We start from the raw sequence: 17801 nt of genomic DNA, 5'->3' as shown, positions 1-17801 counted from the left end.
GCCATGAAGACGCGGCCCGCATATGAACAGGTGACGATTGCGCATGGTGGCAACACCGTGGCGCTTCGCCCTACATTGCGGGCCGCAGCCACCCTTACCGAACGCCACGGCTTCCCGGCCCTCTTTCAGGCGCTGGACAGCATGCACCTCACCATCACTTCCGAAATCATCCGCACGGCTTCATCCCCCGTGTCGGATGCAGCGGCCTTCCTTCGTTCAGAAGCGGCGGGAAGGCCGCTCTCCCCCTTTTTCCTCGCCGTGCGCCAACCGCTCGCCGAACTCATTGCCATGTTCATGCCGGCACCCGATCCGAAGGCCAAGCCTTCGTCGGCCGGCAAGCCCACGCCGTGGAACGAATACTTCGCCGAACTCTACAGCGCCGCGACGGGCTGGCTTGGCTGGACGCCCGAAACGACGTGGAACGCCACGCCGACCGAAATCACGCGCGCCCTGTCCGCGCACCACGACCGGCTCGTGATCACGGGCGTCCTGACCCGCACCGGCACGCCGACCGAGAAGACCCCGGACCCCGAACAGGCCGCACGCAACGAAGCCGAAGGCCTTGACCCCGAATTTGACCGCGAGGGCCTGCGCGCCCTCAAGGCGAAGATTGCAGGTGGCGTGTGAAGAAGCCCGCCCGCATCTGTTCTTGCGGCCGCGTCGTGCCGCATGGCGAATTCTGCGAATGCCAGCGCTCGGCAACGCGCGCCCGCAACGCCCGGCACGATGCACGACGGCCGTCCGCAGCCGCGCGCGGCTATGGCCCGGAATGGCGCAAGGCCCGTTCGGAATACCTCGCCATGCATCCCCACTGCCGGGAGTGCGCACAGCACGGCGTCACGCGCCTCGCATCCGTCGTTGACCACATCATCCCGCACCGTGGCGACAAGCGCCTCTTCTGGCACCGCGCCAACTGGCAGCCGCTTTGCGCGCCCTGCCACAACTCTATCAAGCAGCGCTTGGAAAGGACTATCCGCCCATGAGCACGGCCCTGAACCGCATGACCGTCAAGGAACTTCCACCCGGGCAATGGACCGAACTGGATACCAGCCGCTTCCAAATCCGGGAACAGAACGTCTTGAGGCTGGCACTCGGCACCTTTGTCGACAACCAGCCGTCCGGCTTTCCAGAGTATGAGCCGCCGGCTGTGGATACGGATGCCTACTTCCTGACGCCCGGCTACGGCGACGTTCCGGTATCGACCCTCGATTACTTCGGACGGCCCGGCTGTGCCGACAGGGAGGAACGGCCGATTTACGCCATGCCGAACGGCGTCACCCCTGTCACCATCGTCATGATCGACTACAGCGCCAAGCCGAAGACGATAGAAGAAGCGCCCGCCTCGCCATGACCACGCCAGCCGAACGCGCCCGCCAAATCGACAGGGAAGAATTCGCAGCCGAATGCACAGCCATCCGGCAACGCGCCTTCGACCGCCTTTCCCAGCCCTTGCGCATGGACGCGACCGTTCGTGCATCCATCGAACGCGGCACCCGCAAGCTTACTTGGAACGGCAAGATCAACGCCCCTAAGCCTAAGCGGTCACGCCCCACCGGTCCCGCACCCCGCGAACATCAAGTCATGGGCGTCTCGCTCACGGTTCAGCAATGGGCCGACCGGCTCGGCATCACCGTCAACACCCTGCACCAACGGGCACACCGTCAAGGCGGCATGGCGGCTGCAATCATCAATCATATCGAGCGCCATGGCGACGACTGCCTGAAGGGGAACCCCCATGGCACCGCATAGCATCATCCTTATCGAATACCGTGGCCGTCGCTGGCTTCTGTCCGAACTCGTGAAGATCACCGGCATTCCGCGCACGACGATCTGTAAGCGTCTCACGGATGGCTGGACGGTCGAACAGGCGCTCGGCCATCCGACGCCAACGCAGCGCCGGGCGGGGGTGGTCTCCAATTTGGAAGCCTTCGAGGGGACCGGCGCGGGGGGCACCGCACAAGAGACACCGAATTTAACTTTTTCAGGATTTGACGCATGACGGCCGTAAGCCTCGACCTCGCCAAGGCTCATTTGAAGGTGGACGGAACCGCCGAAGATGAGCTGCTTTCCCTGTATCTTGAGGCCGCAGAGACATGGGCGGGCAACTATATCGGCCATCCAGTCGCCGACCTTGACCCCATTCCGGCAGACGTGAAGCTTGCCCTTCTGAAGCTGGTTTCCTTTTATTTTGAAGTGCGCAGCCTCGCGACCTTCGGCCTTTCGGTGGAAATGGCACCGCAGGCCGTGACCTCGATCCTCGACAGCTACCGGAAGCAGTGGTTCGCGGAAGGGGAAGCCAATGTCTGACAAGAGGAACGACGGCGGGCTTGCCAACTTCAACAAGCGCCTGAAGGCCCTTGGCGATGCGCCCGACGCCATGATCGACAAGATTTTGATGCGCGCAGCCCATCGTGTCGCGCTGAAGCAGCGCGCCGCCGCGCCGGAAGATACCAGCGACCTGAAGCGCAGCATTGCCATCACCGCGCCCGGCGAGACGACCCCGCCCTATAGCCAGCCCGGTGGCGCGCATGTCGCCGGCAAGCACGAAGTGATCATCACCGCCGGCAATGCGGACGTGCGCTATGCGCACCTTGTCGAACACGGCACCGCAGAGACGGAAGCGCAGCCATTCTTCCTGAACACGTTCCACGAACAGCGCGCCAAGGAACAGCAAAACATCAAGCGACAAGCGATGAAGGTTTTGCGCGACGTGAATGCCGGGAAGAAGATTGATGTTTGAGCCGACCCTTGCCCTTCAGACTGCTATTCGCGCGGCGCTTATTGCCTCGCCGGACGTGGCCGCGCTTGTGCCTGCCGATCATATTCGCTCGGGCAGCACGCGGCCCGACAAGACCCCGGCCATCATCATGAGCGACGGCAACACGGCAAACGGCGGCCACGACTACGCCAGCCAGCGCACGGCATGGGTCTATCTCGACCTTCATATCTGGACGCTGGACGCCGGGCCTGATGCTGCCAAGCTGATCGCCGGCACTGTGACCGCAGCCCTCGACAATCCCCTTAATTTTGAGGGGTGCGACTGCGATCATTTCCGCGTCGTTCGCTCGGCATTCCCGCGCGATCCCGACCCGCGTTATGGGCATGGCGTCCTTTCCGTCGAAGCCCTTATCCGGTGGATTGTCTGATGCTCAACATCGGAAGCATGAACCGCCGCATCACCATCGAACGCCAGACGGAAACCGTTCAGCCGTCCGGTAGCGTCGTGAAGGCGTGGGCACAGGTCGCCACCGTTTGGGCCGAAGTCCTTCAGCAGACGGCGAGCGAGTTTTTCACCGGCTACGGCGAGGCCGAAACCGGCACCGTGATTTTCCGCGTCCGGTATCGCCCTGGCATCACCACGGCCGACCGCGTGACCTATGAAGGCGCGGCGTATGGCCTGAAGGAAATCAAGGAACTCGGCAGGCGCGATGCGCTGGAGCTTCGCGGGGAGGCCCTGAAGTGACCCACCTTCGCGGCGTGAAGCCGCCCATTGATCGCGACAGCAACGCACTGATGAAGGCTCCGGCAGCGCCGAAGCAGCTTTCGGCCTATGCGCGTGCCGAATGGAAGCGGATCATGCCGGGCCTCATTGAACGCGGCATCATCACGCGCGGCGATCTTGGCGGCGTCGAAGACTACTGCCGTGCCCGTGGTCTCGTTCGCGAAATCGAAGACGCCCTTCGCGCCTCCGGCGAAATCGACATGAAGCTTTGCCGCCTTCAGGACAAGGCGATGCAGACGGCTCGGCAGCTTGCCGCCGAATATGGGCTTTCGCCGGTATCGCGCGCCCGCGTCGGCAGCGCGGCACCCGACGACGATGACGACGATAACCCGCTCATGATCGGCAGGAACCGCCCCCATGCCTAAGAGCACATTCCCGCACTGGATTTATGACGGCAGCGCTATCGAAGACCCGTTCGGCTATGGACAGGACGCCGTCGATTTCATTCGGGCCTTGAAGCATCCGGCCAGCACCGCGCCGAAGGGCCGCTTTCAGCTTTACGATTTTCAGGACCGCATGACGCGGCGCATCTATGGACCGCGCAACCCGGACGGAAGTCGGATCGTCCGCACGGTGTTCCTGATGCTGCCCCGTGGCAATCGCAAGACCAGCATTGCGGCGGCGTGGGCGCTTCTTCACACCATCGGCCCGGAAGCACGACCGGCCGGACAGGCCATCTTTGCCGCGTCCGACCGTGAACAGGCTGGCATCGGCTTCAAGGAAGCTGCGAACATCGTTCGCGAGGATCGCCGGTTGATCGGTGCGACACGCATCTATGACGCCCATAATTCAGCGAAGAAGATCATGAGCCGCCCGAACAAGGCGGAATTGCTCGCCGTATCGAGTGACGGGGCGGCCCAGCACGGCAAGACGCCTTCCTTCGTCCTTGTCGATGAAATCCACGCTTGGAAGGGCCGCGACCTCTGGGAAGCGCTCAAGTCCGGCATGGCGAAGGTTCCCGATACCCTCATGATCATTGCCACGACCGCAGGCCGTGGGCAGGAGAACATCGGTTTCGAGATTTACGACTACGCCCGGAAGGTCGCGACCGGCGAGATTAACGACCCGTCGTTTCTGCCGATCATCTTCGAAGCTGGACCCGCCGACGATTGGCGCGATGAAGCCGTTTGGCACAAGGTCAATCCCGGCCTTGCCTATGGCTTCCCTGATCTTGGCGGCTTGCGCACGATGGCACGCGAGGCCGAACACCGGCCGGCAGAGCGGTTCGCATTCCAGCAATTTCACCTCAACATCTGGCAGGCCGCTTCCCGTGATCCGCTCTTCGATATGGCCGTCTATGACGCCGGCCGCGATCCGAACTTCGACCTTGCCGACCTTGAGGGCCTGCCGTGCTGGCTTGGCGTTGACTTGTCCCGCTCGGGCGACCTGACGGCCATCGTCGGCGCGTGGCGGCATGAGGATGGCCGCATCACGGTTCACCCGTGGTTCTTCCTGCCGTCAGAAGGATTGGAAGATAAGGCCAAGGTCGAACAGGCTCCCTATACCCGGTGGCGCGATGAAGGGCTTTTGAACGTCATCGATGGCCCGGTGATTGAACCCGACGTGATCGCCGACCGGATCATCGACCTTTGCGGCACCTACGACGTGCGCGAAGTCGTCTTCGACCCGTCGCTCGCCGGCCCGCTCATGGGCAAGCTGATGGACCACGGAATCACCGTTCTTCAGGTTCCGCAGACGGCGAAGCACATGCATGGCCCGATCTGTGATCTTGAGCGCATCGTGAACGGCCGCCGCATCCGCCACGGCGCACACCCGATCCTTCGCAACCACTTCGAAAGCGTCGTCGTGAAGCGCGCCACCAATGCCGGCGAACTGACGACGATGCACAAGGGCACCCGCCATTCAAACCACATTGACGGCGCGATTGCGTCGGCGCTGTCCGTCTTCAGGGCGGCGGCGAACGATAACCAGCGCTCGATTTTCGACCTCGACCCCAACGAATTTGACCGGCTTCGCCATGACGATGCCGAAGCCGCATAAAGGAATGCCGATATGAATGATGATCTGTTGCTTGTGACCTTCCGGGCCAATGCCGACAAGTATAAGCGCGATCTGGACGGCGCCCGCGCCTACGGGAACAAGCGCTTTAAGCAGATGCAGCAGGACGCCGACGGCCTCAGTCAGAAGCTTGAGACGATGTTTGCGCCACTGATGAAGAGCGGGGCCGTCGTTGCCGCTATCGGCGGCGCGGCGCTTGCGGTGAAGGAAATTGCCACCTCGATTGCAGAGGTTGACCGCGAGGCCCGCAAGGCTGGCGTGTCGGCGAAGGTGTGGACGCAATGGACCTACCTCGCTTCAGCAACCGGCATGAGCATTGACGGCGTGACCGACGCCCTGAAGGAACTCAACATCCGCGGCGATGAATTCGCTAAGACCGGCAAGGGCAGCGCGGAGGAAGCTTTTCAGCGCCTTGGCTACAGTGCCGCCGACGTGGCCGACCGCTTGCGTGATCCGAGCCGCTTCCTTGATGAGATCATCACCAAGCTTCAGACGCTGGATGCCGCAGCGCAGACCCGCATTCTTGATGAGGTCTTCGGTGGCACCGGGGCCGAACAGATGGCGAAGGTTCTCGGCATGTCGGTCGAGCAAATCCAGAAGCTGCGCAGCGAGGCCGCGACCTTCAGCGATCAGCAGATCGAAGCCGCCAAGAAGATCGACGCCGAATTCGCGACCATGTGGCGCAATGCGACCGTGCGCATGAAGGGCTTTGCCATCGATGCGGCCGGCGCAATGGCGAAGGTGCGCGATGCGCTCAATCCCGGCAAGGACACCTACGATAGGGCGGTTGAGCGCTACAACAGCCCGGAAGAACAGTTGAAGCGCCTTCAGAAGCAGCGCGCCGACATTGCCACAGCCATCGAACGCGAGAAGGCGAATACCGGCAACTTCCTTCAGCAGGCAGAGCTTCGGAACCTCGAAATCGCATTAAGGGCCGTGGATGAGCAAATCACCGACCTCACGGGCGGGAGCGATGAATTCAAGACCGGGCTCAAGGAATTGTCGGCCGCAAGCAACAGCCTGACCGGTGCCTTCAGCGGCAACACGAACGCCGCTGCCAATTTCAAGAGCGCCCTTGCCGACCTCAAGAACTTTTTGCCGGAACTGAAGGCCGAACTGGACACGCTCGCCACGACGGACGGCATTGACGCGGCCTACAACAAGGCCGTTTCGAAGGCCCTCACCATGGGCGAGGTCATGAGCGCAACCGACATTGCAAACCGCGCCAAGAGCGTGGCGCGGTATGGCAAGCACGACAACATCCTTGATCTGATCGCCAGTGTCGAAAGCGGCGGCGATTATAACGCCACCCTCGATCATGGCAGATGGACGGGCGGCGCACAGAACCTTACCGGCATGACGCTTGATCAGGTCCGCGCCCTTCAGCGCCGTATGCTCGCCGATCCAGCGAACCGCGCCCTTTACGGCGACGGCAAGGGCTCTTCAGCGCTTGGCCGCTACCAGATCACGGGCCGCACCCTTGAGGGCCTGATGAAGGAACTTGGCCTGTCCGGTGACCGGCTCTTCGACGCGACGACACAGGATGAGCTTGCCCGTGCGCTGCTTCGTCGCCGTGGTGGTGACCCTGAATCCCTTCGGCAGGAATGGACCGGCCTGAAGCGGGTGGACGATAGCACTATCCGCAACGCCTATTCCAATACGCCGACCGCAGCCCAGCCGCTTGCGCCGACCGATGGCGAACGCCAGCGCACCGAATTGCTGAAGCAGCAGGACGCCGCCCGCAAGAGCCTGAACCAGTCGGTTGAGGAAGGTTTGCGCCTGGCTGAATTCGAGCGCTCGATTTCCGGCATGTCGGCATCGCAGCAGCGCATTGAGCTTGAGGTCTACCGGCTTCAGGAAGAGGCCCGCCGCAACGGCATCACCTTGACCGACGCCGAACTTCAGAAGATGCGCGAGAAGATCGCCCTCACGCAGCAGCTCGACAGCAAGAACCAGCAGGTTGCCCGCAGTGCCGAAGGCCTGAAGAGCGCCCAGCAGTATTTTGCGGAGAGCTTCACGTCGTCCCTGTCCGGCCTGTTGACCGGCACACAGACCCTGAACGGCGCGCTTCAGAACCTGTTGAACAGCCTGATCGATGCCACGTTGCAGGCCGCGCTTCTCGGCAAGGGGCCGCTCTCCGGTCTTCTCGGCGGCGCGGGAACCGGCATCCTTGGCGCACTCTTCGGCTTCTCGGACGGCGGCTATACCGGCGACGGCGGAAAGTATCAGCCGGCGGGCGTCGTCCATAAGGGCGAATATGTCATGTCGAAGAAGGCGACCAGCCGGATCGGCGTGGGCAACCTTGAGGCACTGCATCGCGGCGCGCTATCAGGCTATTCCGATGGTGGTTATGTCGGCGGTGCGCCGGCACTGCGCAAGCCCGACCTGAAGGCGGCGAACAGCAACGCCGCGCCGTCGCCGGTCAACATCAATACGAACGTCACGGTGAACGCGACCGGCGGCGACCCGGCCCAGAACGCCGACTTGGCGGCGAAGGTGGGTAAGCAGGTGGAACAGCAGATGCGCGGGCTTGTGGCGGATGAGCTTCGCAGGCAGACGCGGGCCGGCGCGTATCTGAACCAGAGGACACGCTGAAAGACTCAGAGCGACTCGTGGGCGCGCTTCGTGAACCGGAAGGCGTCTTTCCTTATCCGGGAGCCTTCCTGCCTCTGTATGACTCTGTATGGCGGAAAGAAGCACCGGAACCGCCTGCTTCTTAACCGGGAGCTTCTATTTCTACCTGCCGGGAGGTGAATTCACCGCCGGGAGCCTTCTTCAAATTCTTCCCTTCGAAGCCTTCCGGGAGGAAGAGAATTACCGGTCAGCGCCGCAAGGCGCTGGAAAGGCCGAAGGCCGCGCAGGCGAGCCGCGAAGCGGCGAGTGTTGAGCGCGTCAGAATTCCTGATGCTTCGCCGTCTTCTTATTTGTATTTTATTATTAGTATTTAATAATATATATGTATATATATACCCTATATATAGCAAGCCCTCAGAATTCTGACGCGCCTCAGCCTCCCGGACAATCTTCGCTCGCAATTTGGCGCATCCAACGACGATCCCGCTATAACGTAGGTCAGTTAAGGCGAAAGAAGGATGACGCGCATGCTGCACTTTGCGGAAGCAATCGAAAACCGGCGCAAGCTGATGGCCGACCGGCAGTTGGCCTATGCGGACGCCCGAATGGCGCAACGCGCCGCCGACGCCGAAGCTTCCGGCCGGACCGACTACAAGCCCCGCCGGTTCTTCCCGACCGACGACGTGCGCCAGCTTGCCAAGGAACGCGAGAAGGCGGAACAGGAATCGGTGAAGCGCGCCACGGGCGTCCGCCAATACACGAAGCATGAGACGTTCGAAGCAGCCCGTGAAGCAATCCGGCGGAGCAACCGTGCCGCATCGAAGAAGCGCCGCGAGAAAATGAAGGCGAAATCGGAATAAAGGCGATAAGTAAATACTTACTTATCCTTGATGATCAGCCAATATATCCGGGTAAAATCGAGTATTTTCGCTGATTTTATTTTTATTACTTGCCAAATCACTCCAGCCGACTCATGAAGGTGATGCCCGCTCATGGGCAGGGGAAATGAAATGGAAATGCAGACCTACCTTCCGGCTGACCTCTACGGCCACGTCATCGACCTTATCGAAGACCTCTTCGATACCTTCGACCCTGCAGCGCCCGATTGCCTGAAAACGCGCCTCGCTATGATCCTCGGCGAGGAAGGCGGCATCTGGCCGGCCTACTGCTATCGCGGCGAGGATGAGGGCGTGAAGAAATCTGCATGAACCGTCATTTTGGCTATTGCATGATAATTATGATTACGCCATAAGCATAATCAGAAGGAGGCAATCACATGGCCCTGACGAATGCAGAAATTCAGAAGCGGTGGCGGGAACGTCAAAAGGCGAAGAAGGCCGCGGCGCTGAAGGTCGCGGATGAGAACGCGCTGTCATATCGCGAGCCGTTTTTTGAACGATACCAGCGCAGCGGCGGAACCATCGCGGAGATTTTGGACCTCGCAAACATGGAGCCGCCGAAGATCGAAGACGATAGCGATCCGCATTCGATGACTGGCTGGATTGAAGAATCCTACATCGATCACCCGGAAGACAGCCCCTACTTCAATCAGAAGGGCTCAATCGCTCAGGCAGAGATCGCGGTCGGATGCATGATCAGCGCAGCGGCGGAACTTGCCGAACTCATAAACGAACACAAGCGCTCGGAAATCGACGCCCGCATTGCCGAAATCGAGCAATCTGACCTGTCCGATCCGGCAGCAAGGAACACGGCTTTCGCCGAAATGGCGAGGCTCAAGAGAATGCGCGACCAGCTTAGTCAGCAGGTCCGCTGGACCTTCCCACAGTGGAAGGTCACGGGCGAATAGCCCAAAACAGGAACGGCATGGCTCTGCGACCAAACTTTGCCTTGCCGTTCCTTGTCTGAAGTCATCACTAAACACGAAAGGTATTCATGATGACCAACGAAGTCTACACCAGCACCGAACCGGCCGCAACGCTGAGCGAGAAGGAGCTTTGGGCGCTCTTTGTCTCTCACACGATGAAGAGTATCTTCAGCATGGGGCCGACCGTTGAACTCTATCGTCCGAACGACCTGATCCGCGATCCCGGCACTTACGGCGGTCTTGCGCGGTATAGCGAGGAGGTGGCTGACGGTCTCGCAGAAGTCGAGGAGCCGCTGGCGGAACTTCAGATGCGGATTGAGGAGACGCGCGACTATCTTGCGAACCTCCAGCGCGTTCACGACGATTTCGTCCGGCTTAAGTCATCCCTTCTGGTAGTCGGCAACGACTACGACGAGGACGCAGAGAAAGAGCCGTGTCGCTTCCACAATCCGTTGATCGCAGAGAGGGCAGCATAATGGCCCTGAACCCTGCACTTCGCCTCATGGTCAAGAACGCTCACGAGAAGTATGGCACGGAGTCCGATCCGGTAGTGCGGAAGCGCGCCGAAATTCTCGCGAAGCAGGCGCTTGAAGAAGCTGAGCTTTCCGAAATGGAGAGGATCGCGGACGAGTTCGCCAAGGAGCAGCAGCTTCGCCAGCTTAGCGTTGCCGCACAGCTTGTCGCCCTTGCGATGCAGAAGGCGACGAAGCGGGAGCTTCGACAAATCCTTGTGAACGCGATGGCCGCAGAGGCCGGCGCGCCATCGCGGGACTCGGCTGGAAGCGCCTAAACTAATGCCGATGACCGGCGGGGCCTCCGCCCCGCCGGCTGTTCGAAACGACTGCTACTACAAACGGCTGCTCTTGGAGAGGTTAATATAGCCATATGGCGAACCGAGAAGCCAAACCTGTCAATTGACTACCAGAACAAATAAAGAACATATTCGAGCTTCAGTTTATCCAGCCACCGCACTTCCGATCAAACAGGCCAGTAAACTTTCACAAGGTGACTCAACAAATGCTAGCTTGAGTGCTTGAATTGCAACCATTGCGAATCATGTGCGAGTCGGGGGCAGAGTATGGCAACAAAGAAAAACGAAGAGGTGAGCGCGAGCTTTCACTACCTCTACCGGGTGCGGAAGTCTGGAGAGGATGATGTGGTTTTCCCCTTCACGCTTGCTGAATACGAACAGATGTTTGCAAGAATGCAAGCTCAAAAGCCCTTTGACCTGAATGCGGAGGGAGATATTGACCGGCTCCGCTCACGAAAGGAAGCGCCGTTTGAAAACCTGACAAGGATGAGCGATCGCACTATAACTGGAACGTTCAAAGCGTCCTACTGGGGACACGGTTACGACAATACAGAAAAAGGAAAAATTTCGGCGGATAGCGTCAATTTGCGACCTTTCCATTTTGTCCTTTATCTTTCGGAATCAGGAAACATTTATATTGGCGCACAATACCTGGGATTGTTCGGTGGCTACGGCACGCTGAAGGACACGCTTTTAGGCGTGCTCCCGGACAGGAAGGGTGTTCGATCAGCATCGTTCCGATTGGGTGCGTCTTACTACAAGAATGCGGATCCGAAGGAAATCAGAGTCAATGTTTCCAATAGGGCGACCTCCCGTGCGGGAAGAAGTAGCCTCGGGGGAAAAATGATGATCGCTTTCACACGCTCGAACAAAGACGACCCGCTCGTTGAACGAGTGAGAAGTGGGGTAATACCATTCTTTGGAAAAGGGCGGAGCGAAATACAGAAAGCCGTCGCCGGACTTATGAACCAAAGTGACATAGTTGAAGTAGATGACGACGATATTTTGGATTGCACCGTTTTGGCTGACATGAACGGGAAAGCGACAACGATTTATATGTTCGATAATGGATTGAGAGCGACTAGATTTAAGCTTGACGTTGAGGTTGATAATGACGGACACCCAGAGAATGCGGACACTTGCAATGAAATTCTAACAGCCCTTAATGAATACGTTATTAAAGTGAAAGAGAATGGTTAGCATTCGCTCTATCATTCTGAATAATAACGCCACCTTCTATAACTACAGAACAGGCGAGCGTATCCGCGTCTGGCCTCGGATTGCATTACTTGTTGTTTTTTCTCCAATATTAGGGTTTTTGCTGAATGATAATCTGACTGATTTTATTAACTCCATCAATACTGTATCATCAATACTTCTTGGCTTCAGCTTTAGTGTTCTTTTTTATATCGCTGAAGGTAGGCAGGATCCGATTCCAGAAGACTATTCGCTCGAAAAGAGGAATAGAATAGAAAATATTCGCGAGCTCTCGAAGGAGTTATTTCATAACATATCATATTTCGTGATGGTTTCTTCGGCGGCGCTTGCCACTTCTATGGTCGTAATTGCTCCGGAGGCTCAAAATGATTGGTTTAACAAGATAATTTTGCCAAAATTGGCTGACATTACACCTGAAGCCGCAGAGTTTATGTGGTGGTTGCAGATCAGCATACGAAGCGTGTTCTTTTTTTTGGTTCTCGAAGGTGGCTACAGCTTTGGCCGAATTGTAGGCCGGGTGAATTTCCTGTTTGAAGAGAAGCTGAAAGGCTAAGCGACGTCTGTCACAAAACAGCGGCCGTCACAATGTCACAAATTAGTATTTTCTAAATCTTATATTAAATTTATAAATCAATAAGTTAAAGTCGCTCCTGATGAGAGATTTGACTTTTCGAGTCTCTCATCGCCCACCATTTTTCCTATTTTGTAAAGTCAAAGCGTCGCTTAGCGGCGCTTTTTTGTTTTTCAGTGCGTTGAGTCTCCTGCTCAGCCGTTGGCGGAATGCCTGTGTTACGCTGAAGTGACCGGTCGCCGTTCTCAAAGTCCGCCATGCGCGCGGCATCCCGCCTCAGGTGACGGATCGATCGCTAGCATGGCCGCCATTGGCCTGCCTAGAGGCGGTGCAGGCTGACACCCGGGCAGGCTTCGCGGGCGATATCGCAGAGGTGTTCGTGGTGGGTGAGGTAAATCACCTGGCCGACTCGGGCCATGTCGCCCAGCAGCGCGAAGGTTCGGCCGGCGCGGGCGTCGTCGAAGGTTTCCATGATGTCGTCGGCGATGAAGGGCAGCGTTTCGCGGCTGGCGGCCACCTCGCGGTAGCCGGCGATGCGCAGCGCGAGGTAAAGCTGGAAGCGCGTGCCCTTGGACAGATCGGCGGCAAGCTTGGAGCCGCCGGCGGCGGGGACGGCGATCAGGCGCTCCCGGCCCGAATCGGCCTGCGAGGCGAGGCCTGAATATTCCCCGCCCGTAATCGCCGAAAAGGCATCGGACGCGGCCTTCAGCATGGCGCTGCGATGGCGCTCGCGGTAGAGCCGAAGCGCCATATCCACGGCGCCCGTGCCCGATTTGAGGGCGAGATAGGCGCGCGCCTCCCGTTCCATGGCGACGAGCAGCGTCGCCCTTCGGGTTTCGAGTGCCGCGACCGCGTCGCCGCGATCGACTCCGGCAAGGCGGCGCTCCTCTTCGCGAAGGCCCGCATAGGCGTCACGCACCTCGGCCTCAACGGCGGCGATGTCGGCGGAAAGGCCGGAGGCACGGGCATTCAGCTCCAGCGTATCGACGACAGCCAGCCGGGCCTCGGCCTCCTCGACCGAATCGACATCGAGCCGCGTGGCGAGATCGAGACCCGTTTCGGCGATTCGGCCGGCAAGGTCGGCCTGCTCGCGGGCGCGGTCCATGGCTTCGGCAATGCCGGCAAGGTCGGCGCGGCCGAAGAAGGCGGACAGCTGGGCGACGGCGGCATCGTGGTGCAGGCGCCGGGCGGTCAGGGCGTCGCGGTCAAGGCGCAGAGCCGTCAGACGGGCCGTCACCTGCGCCTTCGCGTCGCGGGCCCGCCGTGCCTCCTCGTGACGGGCCGTGAGAGCGAGCAGCCGGACCAGCGGATCGGCGTCACGCCCCTCACCCATCGCCTCGCTCGCCGCAGCGGACGGGTCGAGCGCCAGAACGGCGGCGAGGAAGGCTTCCCGGTCGGCGCGCATGCTGTCGACGCGGTGGGTCAGATCCGCATGGCGCTCGGCAAGCCGCTGGAGCGGCGCGATTCGGGCCAGAAGCGTGGAGAGCGCTGGTCCCGGACCGTGGCCCGCTGCTCCGGTGTCAATTCCCGGGGTCGATGCGGCGAGCTGCTGCAGCCAGGTGCCGCGGCCGGCGGCCTGCCACTCGTCCTGCCAGTCGGTCAGTTCGCGGCGCGCCGCCTCTTCGGCGCTTGCCCGGGCAATCAGCTCCGCTTCTGCGGCGGCGAGCGCTTCCGTGCGACGCTGGGCGCCAAGCCGGGCGCCTTCGAGGCTTTCGAGGCGCTTTTCCGCAAGCGCGATCACGGGTGCGAGGTGGCCGGCGGCGGCGAGATCGCTGAGAGCGGGATCGCCGAGCAGTTGAAACGTGCCCGCAAGGGTCGCGGCGGCAGCTGTCTCGGCGGCGATGGCGGCGGCCGACTCGGCGCGCGCCATCTGTTCGTCATCCACGAGAGTGGAGAATTCCAGCAGCCGCGCCTGGCGGATGCCAATTTCGTCGAGCGTCGCCGCCTCGCCGCGGTCAGGACCAAGACCAAGGGCTGCGGCGAGGCGCGCCGCCTCGCTGGTCAGCGCGTTGCTCTCCTGGCGGGCACGCTCCAGTTCGGCGCGCAGGCCCGACAGACGTGCGCCGTTGCCGGCCAGCGTCCGGTCGAGACTACGGAGCGCCGCGACGCGATCGGCGGCGGCAAGGCGGGCCGCAGCCTGCGCATCGACGGCCACCATGGCCGCTTCGAATCGCGCCGCGCTGGTGCGGTCGAGGCGATCGAGATGGGCGCGCCAGAGCGTGGTGCGTTCCGCCGTCAGGCGGGCAGCGGCATCGTCATCGATCTCGCCTTCGCCGCTCGCCAGACTCGCACGCCGGGCCTGCTCCTCGGCCTGGCTGCGCTCCAGCGCCTCCACCTCGCTCGCAAGGCGCGTGATGCGCTCGGCGATCGAATCATATCGGCGGCGCAGATCGGCAAGCGTCTCGGGCTGAAGCGGTGCGCGGCGCAGCAGGTCGCGGGCGTCGTCCTCGGCAAGATCGAGGCGCACGAGCGCTGCGGCCTTCATGACCTCTGCCTCGGACCGGCGCCGCTCGGCGCTTGCGCGGCGCGTGATGCTGTCACTGCGGCGGGCCTCGGTCAGGGCGCTTGCGAGGGCTGCCAGGATCGCCGGATCCGGCGCAGATGGCGCCTGTTCGACCTCGGCGAGCCGCGTTTCGCGCAGCGCCCGGGCCCGGCGCGTTTCCTGCGCGGCCGCGGCGAGGCGTTCTTCAAGACCGGAGCGGGCCAGCGCCAGGCGCTCCAGACGGGCGGCCGTGGCCTGCGGCAGAAGCAGGCGGCGGGGCGGCGTCTCAGCATCAAGGCCGATCTCGCGCGTCAGCTCGGCCATCTCCGCCTCGATCCGCGTCCGTTCGGCGAGGCGGCTCGCCAGATCGCGCTCGGCGGTGCGGTAGCGCGCCTCCAATTCGCTGTCTGCCAGTGTCTTCAAGGCCGCGCCGAGGGCGAGCCCCTCATTGTCCGTGGCAAGGGCGTCGCGCTCGGCGATCAGCCGCTCCTCCTCCAGGGACAGCCGCCGGGATTCGGCATCGAGCTCGGCGGCCTCGCGCATCAACTGCGGGAGGCGCTCCTGCCATTCGCGCGGCGGCGCGGGCTCGGCCGCATGCGCCGCCATCGCCTGGCGCAGGGCGGAAAGCCGGGCCAAGAGCGGCAGGGCTTCGAGTTCGACCCGCACGGCCTCGGCCTGTCGCCGGAGATCGGCCAACCTGCGGCTCGCCTCATCGTGCTCCCTAGCGCGCTGGTCCCGCGCCTTGCGGATAGCGGCATAATCCCGCCAGCTGACATCAAGCTCGGCCTGTTCGGCTCGGATCGTTTCAAGCTCGGCCTTCATCTCGGCGAGACGATGCTTGCGGGCCTGCGGGCGGAAGAACTGGTCGGCCCTGGCGCGCAACTGTTCCAGCACCGCGGCCGTATCGGAAAGGCCGGAGCTTGCCTGGAACAAGAGGCGCCCGAGTTCTCCCTCACTCTTCAAAATTGCCTCGCCGCCCTCCTCCAGCGAGATGTCATCGAGCGAGAACATTTTTTGGTAACCGGCCCGGTCAAGACCGCCGAGCACCCCGGTGAGCAGCGTGTCCGGCAGGGGCTGGTCCTCGGCGTTGACGAGGGAATTCTGCTGGCGTTTGAGCCGCGCCACGGTCTCGCGCCAGCCACTCGCCTCCAGCGCCCCGCCGATGCGCATCGTCGCATAGGGATGGAGGAAGCCATAGGCGCTGCGCTGCTCGATGCCGAAGAGAAGGTCGAGCCAGGCGGAAAACAGCGTGGATTTTCCCGCCTCATTGGGTCCGTAGACGATGTGGAGGTCGGGACTGCCGGCGGGCGCCGGGCCGAATTCGATGCGGCGATCGGTGAATTTGCCGTAGCGTATGAGGTCGAGGCGGGCGATGCGCATCACGCTCCCCCGGTGCGGGTAGCCGGACTGCCATCGCCGGAGGTGGCGCGCAGATGGGCGAGCACGTCGGCGCCGCCTTCGGCAAGGCTCGTCGCCGCCAGCGCCTTCACCGCCTCCTCGCTGTCGGCAAGGGCGGCGCGCACCTCATGCGGCAGGGCGCGCATGAGGTCTTCGATTGCTGCCAGGGCCTCCGCCTCGGCGGCATGGGTGCCGAGCACATCGCGATCGAGGATAGCGGCCAGTTCGGCGACGGGATCGGTGCCATCGGCGGCCTGCGCATCGGTGCAGTCGATATCGACGCTCTCGATCCAGTTTGCGCCGCGCGACTGCGCGATGCTTTCGATCTCGGCCAGCAGCAAATCGCGGTCACGGCGAAGGCGCCAGGCAAGCGGCGTCGGTCCGGTCAGCGTCACGCGCAATATCAGATGCGCGGCCCGGCGGCTGTCACGCAGGCTCCGCAGGGCGGCATCGACGCGGCCCAGCAAATCGCGCCACTCGTCCGCACCGCCGACATCGACGGCAAGCCGCTCGAAGATCGCGCCGGCCGTCGCCCGCTCCTCGATAGACAGACCCTGCTTTTCGTCGATCGTCACCAGCGTGACGCTGCGCTCGCCGGCCTCGTTGATATCGCGGCCCTGCGGCATGCCGGGCATGACGATGTGCGGCGTCTCGTGCCAGACGGTGCGCTTGTGAATATGGCCGAGCGCCCAGTAATCGAAACCATGGGCGACGAGATCGGCGACAGCGCAGGGCGCGTAGGCATCATGGCCGGGGCTGCCGGCAAGGCTGGTGTGCAGAAGACCGATATTGACCGCATCGGCCTGCGGTGGGGCAAAGGACGGCAAGAGGCTCTGCGGGGCTTCCGCCTCGGCGAAACTGACGCCGTGGATGACGACCTCGCGGCCGTCGGCGAGCCGTCCCGCCACGTGGCTGCGTTTGCGCCCGGCAAGCAGATGCACGCCGTCCGGAAGGGTCAGTTCACGCGTGACCTTGGAAATCGCATCGTGATTGCCGCGAATGAGGAAGACGGCGATGCCGGCCTCCGTCAGGCGCCGGAGCTCGGACACCAGAAACAGCGCCGTGCTCATGGAGGTCTGCGCGCCATCATAGAGATCGCCGGCCACGACGAGCGCATCAACCCTTTCCGCAACACACAGATCGACGATCCGTGTCAGAGCCTCGCGCGTGGCCCCACGCACGAGATCGGCGAGGTCCGGATTGCGCAGAGCAAGGCTCTTCAGCGGCGAGTCGAGATGGAGATCCGCAGTGTGGACGAAACGAAAGGGCATGGGGCGACCATGGCCCGACCGACCGCACCGCGTCAATCGCGTGCTGCAGCAACGGCCGGAATTTCCGCCCCGGACGCCGCGTTGCGCAGCCTGGGGCGGGTTTTTATCGACAAGCCCGCGCTTTGCCGGT

At 61.9% G+C, this 17801-nt stretch carries 21 protein-coding genes; 19 read left to right on the top strand and 2 right to left on the bottom strand.

The genetic code is table 11. The features are described 5' to 3' along the window. Positions 1-3: 3 nt before the first annotated feature. The 19 genes from F3H41_RS01045 (at position 4) to F3H41_RS00955 (ending at position 12502) form a co-directional block, all read left to right on the top strand. On the top strand, positions 4-627 hold the full coding sequence (locus F3H41_RS01045; RefSeq protein ID WP_149736742.1) for a hypothetical protein: 624 nt from the start codon (positions 4-6) through the stop codon (positions 625-627). Then, positions 624-983 carry an HNH endonuclease gene (locus F3H41_RS01040; protein ID WP_149736741.1) on the top strand — a complete coding sequence of 120 codons (360 nt, stop codon included), beginning with the start codon at positions 624-626 and terminating at the stop codon, positions 981-983. The genes F3H41_RS01045 and F3H41_RS01040 overlap by 4 nt, the downstream gene beginning before the upstream one ends. Next, positions 980-1351 (top strand): hypothetical protein, encoded by a 372-nt coding sequence (locus F3H41_RS01035; protein ID WP_149736740.1) that lies wholly within the window; start codon positions 980-982, stop codon positions 1349-1351. Before F3H41_RS01040 ends, F3H41_RS01035 begins: the two co-directional genes overlap by 4 nt. Further along, positions 1348-1749, top strand: a complete 402-nt coding sequence (locus F3H41_RS01030; RefSeq protein WP_149736739.1) for a hypothetical protein — start codon at positions 1348-1350, stop codon at positions 1747-1749. Before F3H41_RS01035 ends, F3H41_RS01030 begins: the two co-directional genes overlap by 4 nt. Further along, the gene (locus tag F3H41_RS01025) at positions 1736-1999 is read left to right on the top strand and encodes a hypothetical protein (protein WP_149736738.1); all 264 of its coding nucleotides are present in this window, start codon (positions 1736-1738) and stop codon (positions 1997-1999) included. Before F3H41_RS01030 ends, F3H41_RS01025 begins: the two co-directional genes overlap by 14 nt. Further along, positions 1996-2307, top strand: coding sequence for a head-tail connector protein (locus tag F3H41_RS01020; RefSeq protein ID WP_149736737.1), 312 nt, complete (start codon positions 1996-1998; stop codon positions 2305-2307). The genes F3H41_RS01025 and F3H41_RS01020 overlap by 4 nt, the downstream gene beginning before the upstream one ends. After that, positions 2300-2740: an HK97-gp10 family putative phage morphogenesis protein gene (locus F3H41_RS01015; RefSeq protein WP_149736736.1), complete on the top strand. Its 441-nt coding sequence runs from the start codon at positions 2300-2302 to the stop codon at positions 2738-2740. The genes F3H41_RS01020 and F3H41_RS01015 overlap by 8 nt, the downstream gene beginning before the upstream one ends. Next, on the top strand, positions 2733-3146 hold the full coding sequence (locus F3H41_RS01010; protein WP_149736735.1) for a DUF3168 domain-containing protein: 414 nt from the start codon (positions 2733-2735) through the stop codon (positions 3144-3146). Before F3H41_RS01015 ends, F3H41_RS01010 begins: the two co-directional genes overlap by 8 nt. Then, on the top strand, positions 3146-3463 hold the full coding sequence (locus F3H41_RS01005; RefSeq protein ID WP_149736734.1) for a phage head closure protein: 318 nt from the start codon (positions 3146-3148) through the stop codon (positions 3461-3463). Before F3H41_RS01010 ends, F3H41_RS01005 begins: the two co-directional genes overlap by 1 nt. After that, entirely contained in the window at positions 3460-3867 is a 408-nt protein-coding gene (locus F3H41_RS01000) for a phage terminase small subunit P27 family (RefSeq protein WP_149736733.1), read from the top strand. Before F3H41_RS01005 ends, F3H41_RS01000 begins: the two co-directional genes overlap by 4 nt. Further along, positions 3860-5503: a terminase TerL endonuclease subunit gene (locus tag F3H41_RS00995; RefSeq protein ID WP_149736732.1), complete on the top strand. Its 1644-nt coding sequence runs from the start codon at positions 3860-3862 to the stop codon at positions 5501-5503. The genes F3H41_RS01000 and F3H41_RS00995 overlap by 8 nt, the downstream gene beginning before the upstream one ends. A 12-nt stretch (positions 5504-5515) precedes the next feature. Then, the gene (locus tag F3H41_RS00990) at positions 5516-8116 is read left to right on the top strand and encodes a phage tail tape measure protein (protein WP_149736731.1); all 2601 of its coding nucleotides are present in this window, start codon (positions 5516-5518) and stop codon (positions 8114-8116) included. Positions 8117-8622: 506 nt separating this feature from the next. Beyond that, entirely contained in the window at positions 8623-8955 is a 333-nt protein-coding gene (locus F3H41_RS00985; RefSeq protein ID WP_149736730.1) for a hypothetical protein, read from the top strand. A gap of 156 nt (positions 8956-9111) precedes the next feature. Next, entirely contained in the window at positions 9112-9303 is a 192-nt protein-coding gene (locus F3H41_RS00980) for a hypothetical protein (protein ID WP_149736729.1), read from the top strand. A gap of 68 nt (positions 9304-9371) precedes the next feature. After that, the gene (locus F3H41_RS00975) at positions 9372-9902 is read left to right on the top strand and encodes a hypothetical protein (RefSeq protein WP_149736728.1); all 531 of its coding nucleotides are present in this window, start codon (positions 9372-9374) and stop codon (positions 9900-9902) included. 86 nt (positions 9903-9988) lie between these two features. After that, entirely contained in the window at positions 9989-10396 is a 408-nt protein-coding gene (locus F3H41_RS00970) for a hypothetical protein (RefSeq protein WP_149736727.1), read from the top strand. Then, positions 10396-10710 carry a hypothetical protein gene (locus tag F3H41_RS00965; RefSeq protein ID WP_149736726.1) on the top strand — a complete coding sequence of 105 codons (315 nt, stop codon included), beginning with the start codon at positions 10396-10398 and terminating at the stop codon, positions 10708-10710. Before F3H41_RS00970 ends, F3H41_RS00965 begins: the two co-directional genes overlap by 1 nt. A 288-nt stretch (positions 10711-10998) precedes the next feature. Next, positions 10999-11931 carry a hypothetical protein gene (locus F3H41_RS00960; RefSeq protein WP_149736725.1) on the top strand — a complete coding sequence of 311 codons (933 nt, stop codon included), beginning with the start codon at positions 10999-11001 and terminating at the stop codon, positions 11929-11931. Continuing rightward, positions 11924-12502: a hypothetical protein gene (locus F3H41_RS00955; protein WP_149736724.1), complete on the top strand. Its 579-nt coding sequence runs from the start codon at positions 11924-11926 to the stop codon at positions 12500-12502. Before F3H41_RS00960 ends, F3H41_RS00955 begins: the two co-directional genes overlap by 8 nt. A gap of 337 nt (positions 12503-12839) precedes the next feature. On the opposite strand, the gene F3H41_RS00950 is transcribed toward F3H41_RS00955, so the two are convergent. Next, positions 12840-16382, bottom strand: a complete 3543-nt coding sequence (locus F3H41_RS00950) for an AAA family ATPase (RefSeq protein ID WP_149736723.1) — start codon at positions 16380-16382, stop codon at positions 12840-12842. Beyond that, positions 16382-17671 carry a DNA repair exonuclease gene (locus F3H41_RS00945; RefSeq protein WP_149736722.1) on the bottom strand — a complete coding sequence of 430 codons (1290 nt, stop codon included), beginning with the start codon at positions 17669-17671 and terminating at the stop codon, positions 16382-16384. Before F3H41_RS00945 ends, F3H41_RS00950 begins: the two co-directional genes overlap by 1 nt. Positions 17672-17801 lie beyond the last annotated feature (130 nt).

Source organism: Rhizobium sp. RU20A (assembly GCF_900155885.1).
Lineage (GTDB): Bacteria > Pseudomonadota > Alphaproteobacteria > Rhizobiales > Rhizobiaceae > RU20A.
Note: the sequence above shows the minus strand (reverse complement) of the source record. Positions and strands in the feature narration are given on the sequence as shown.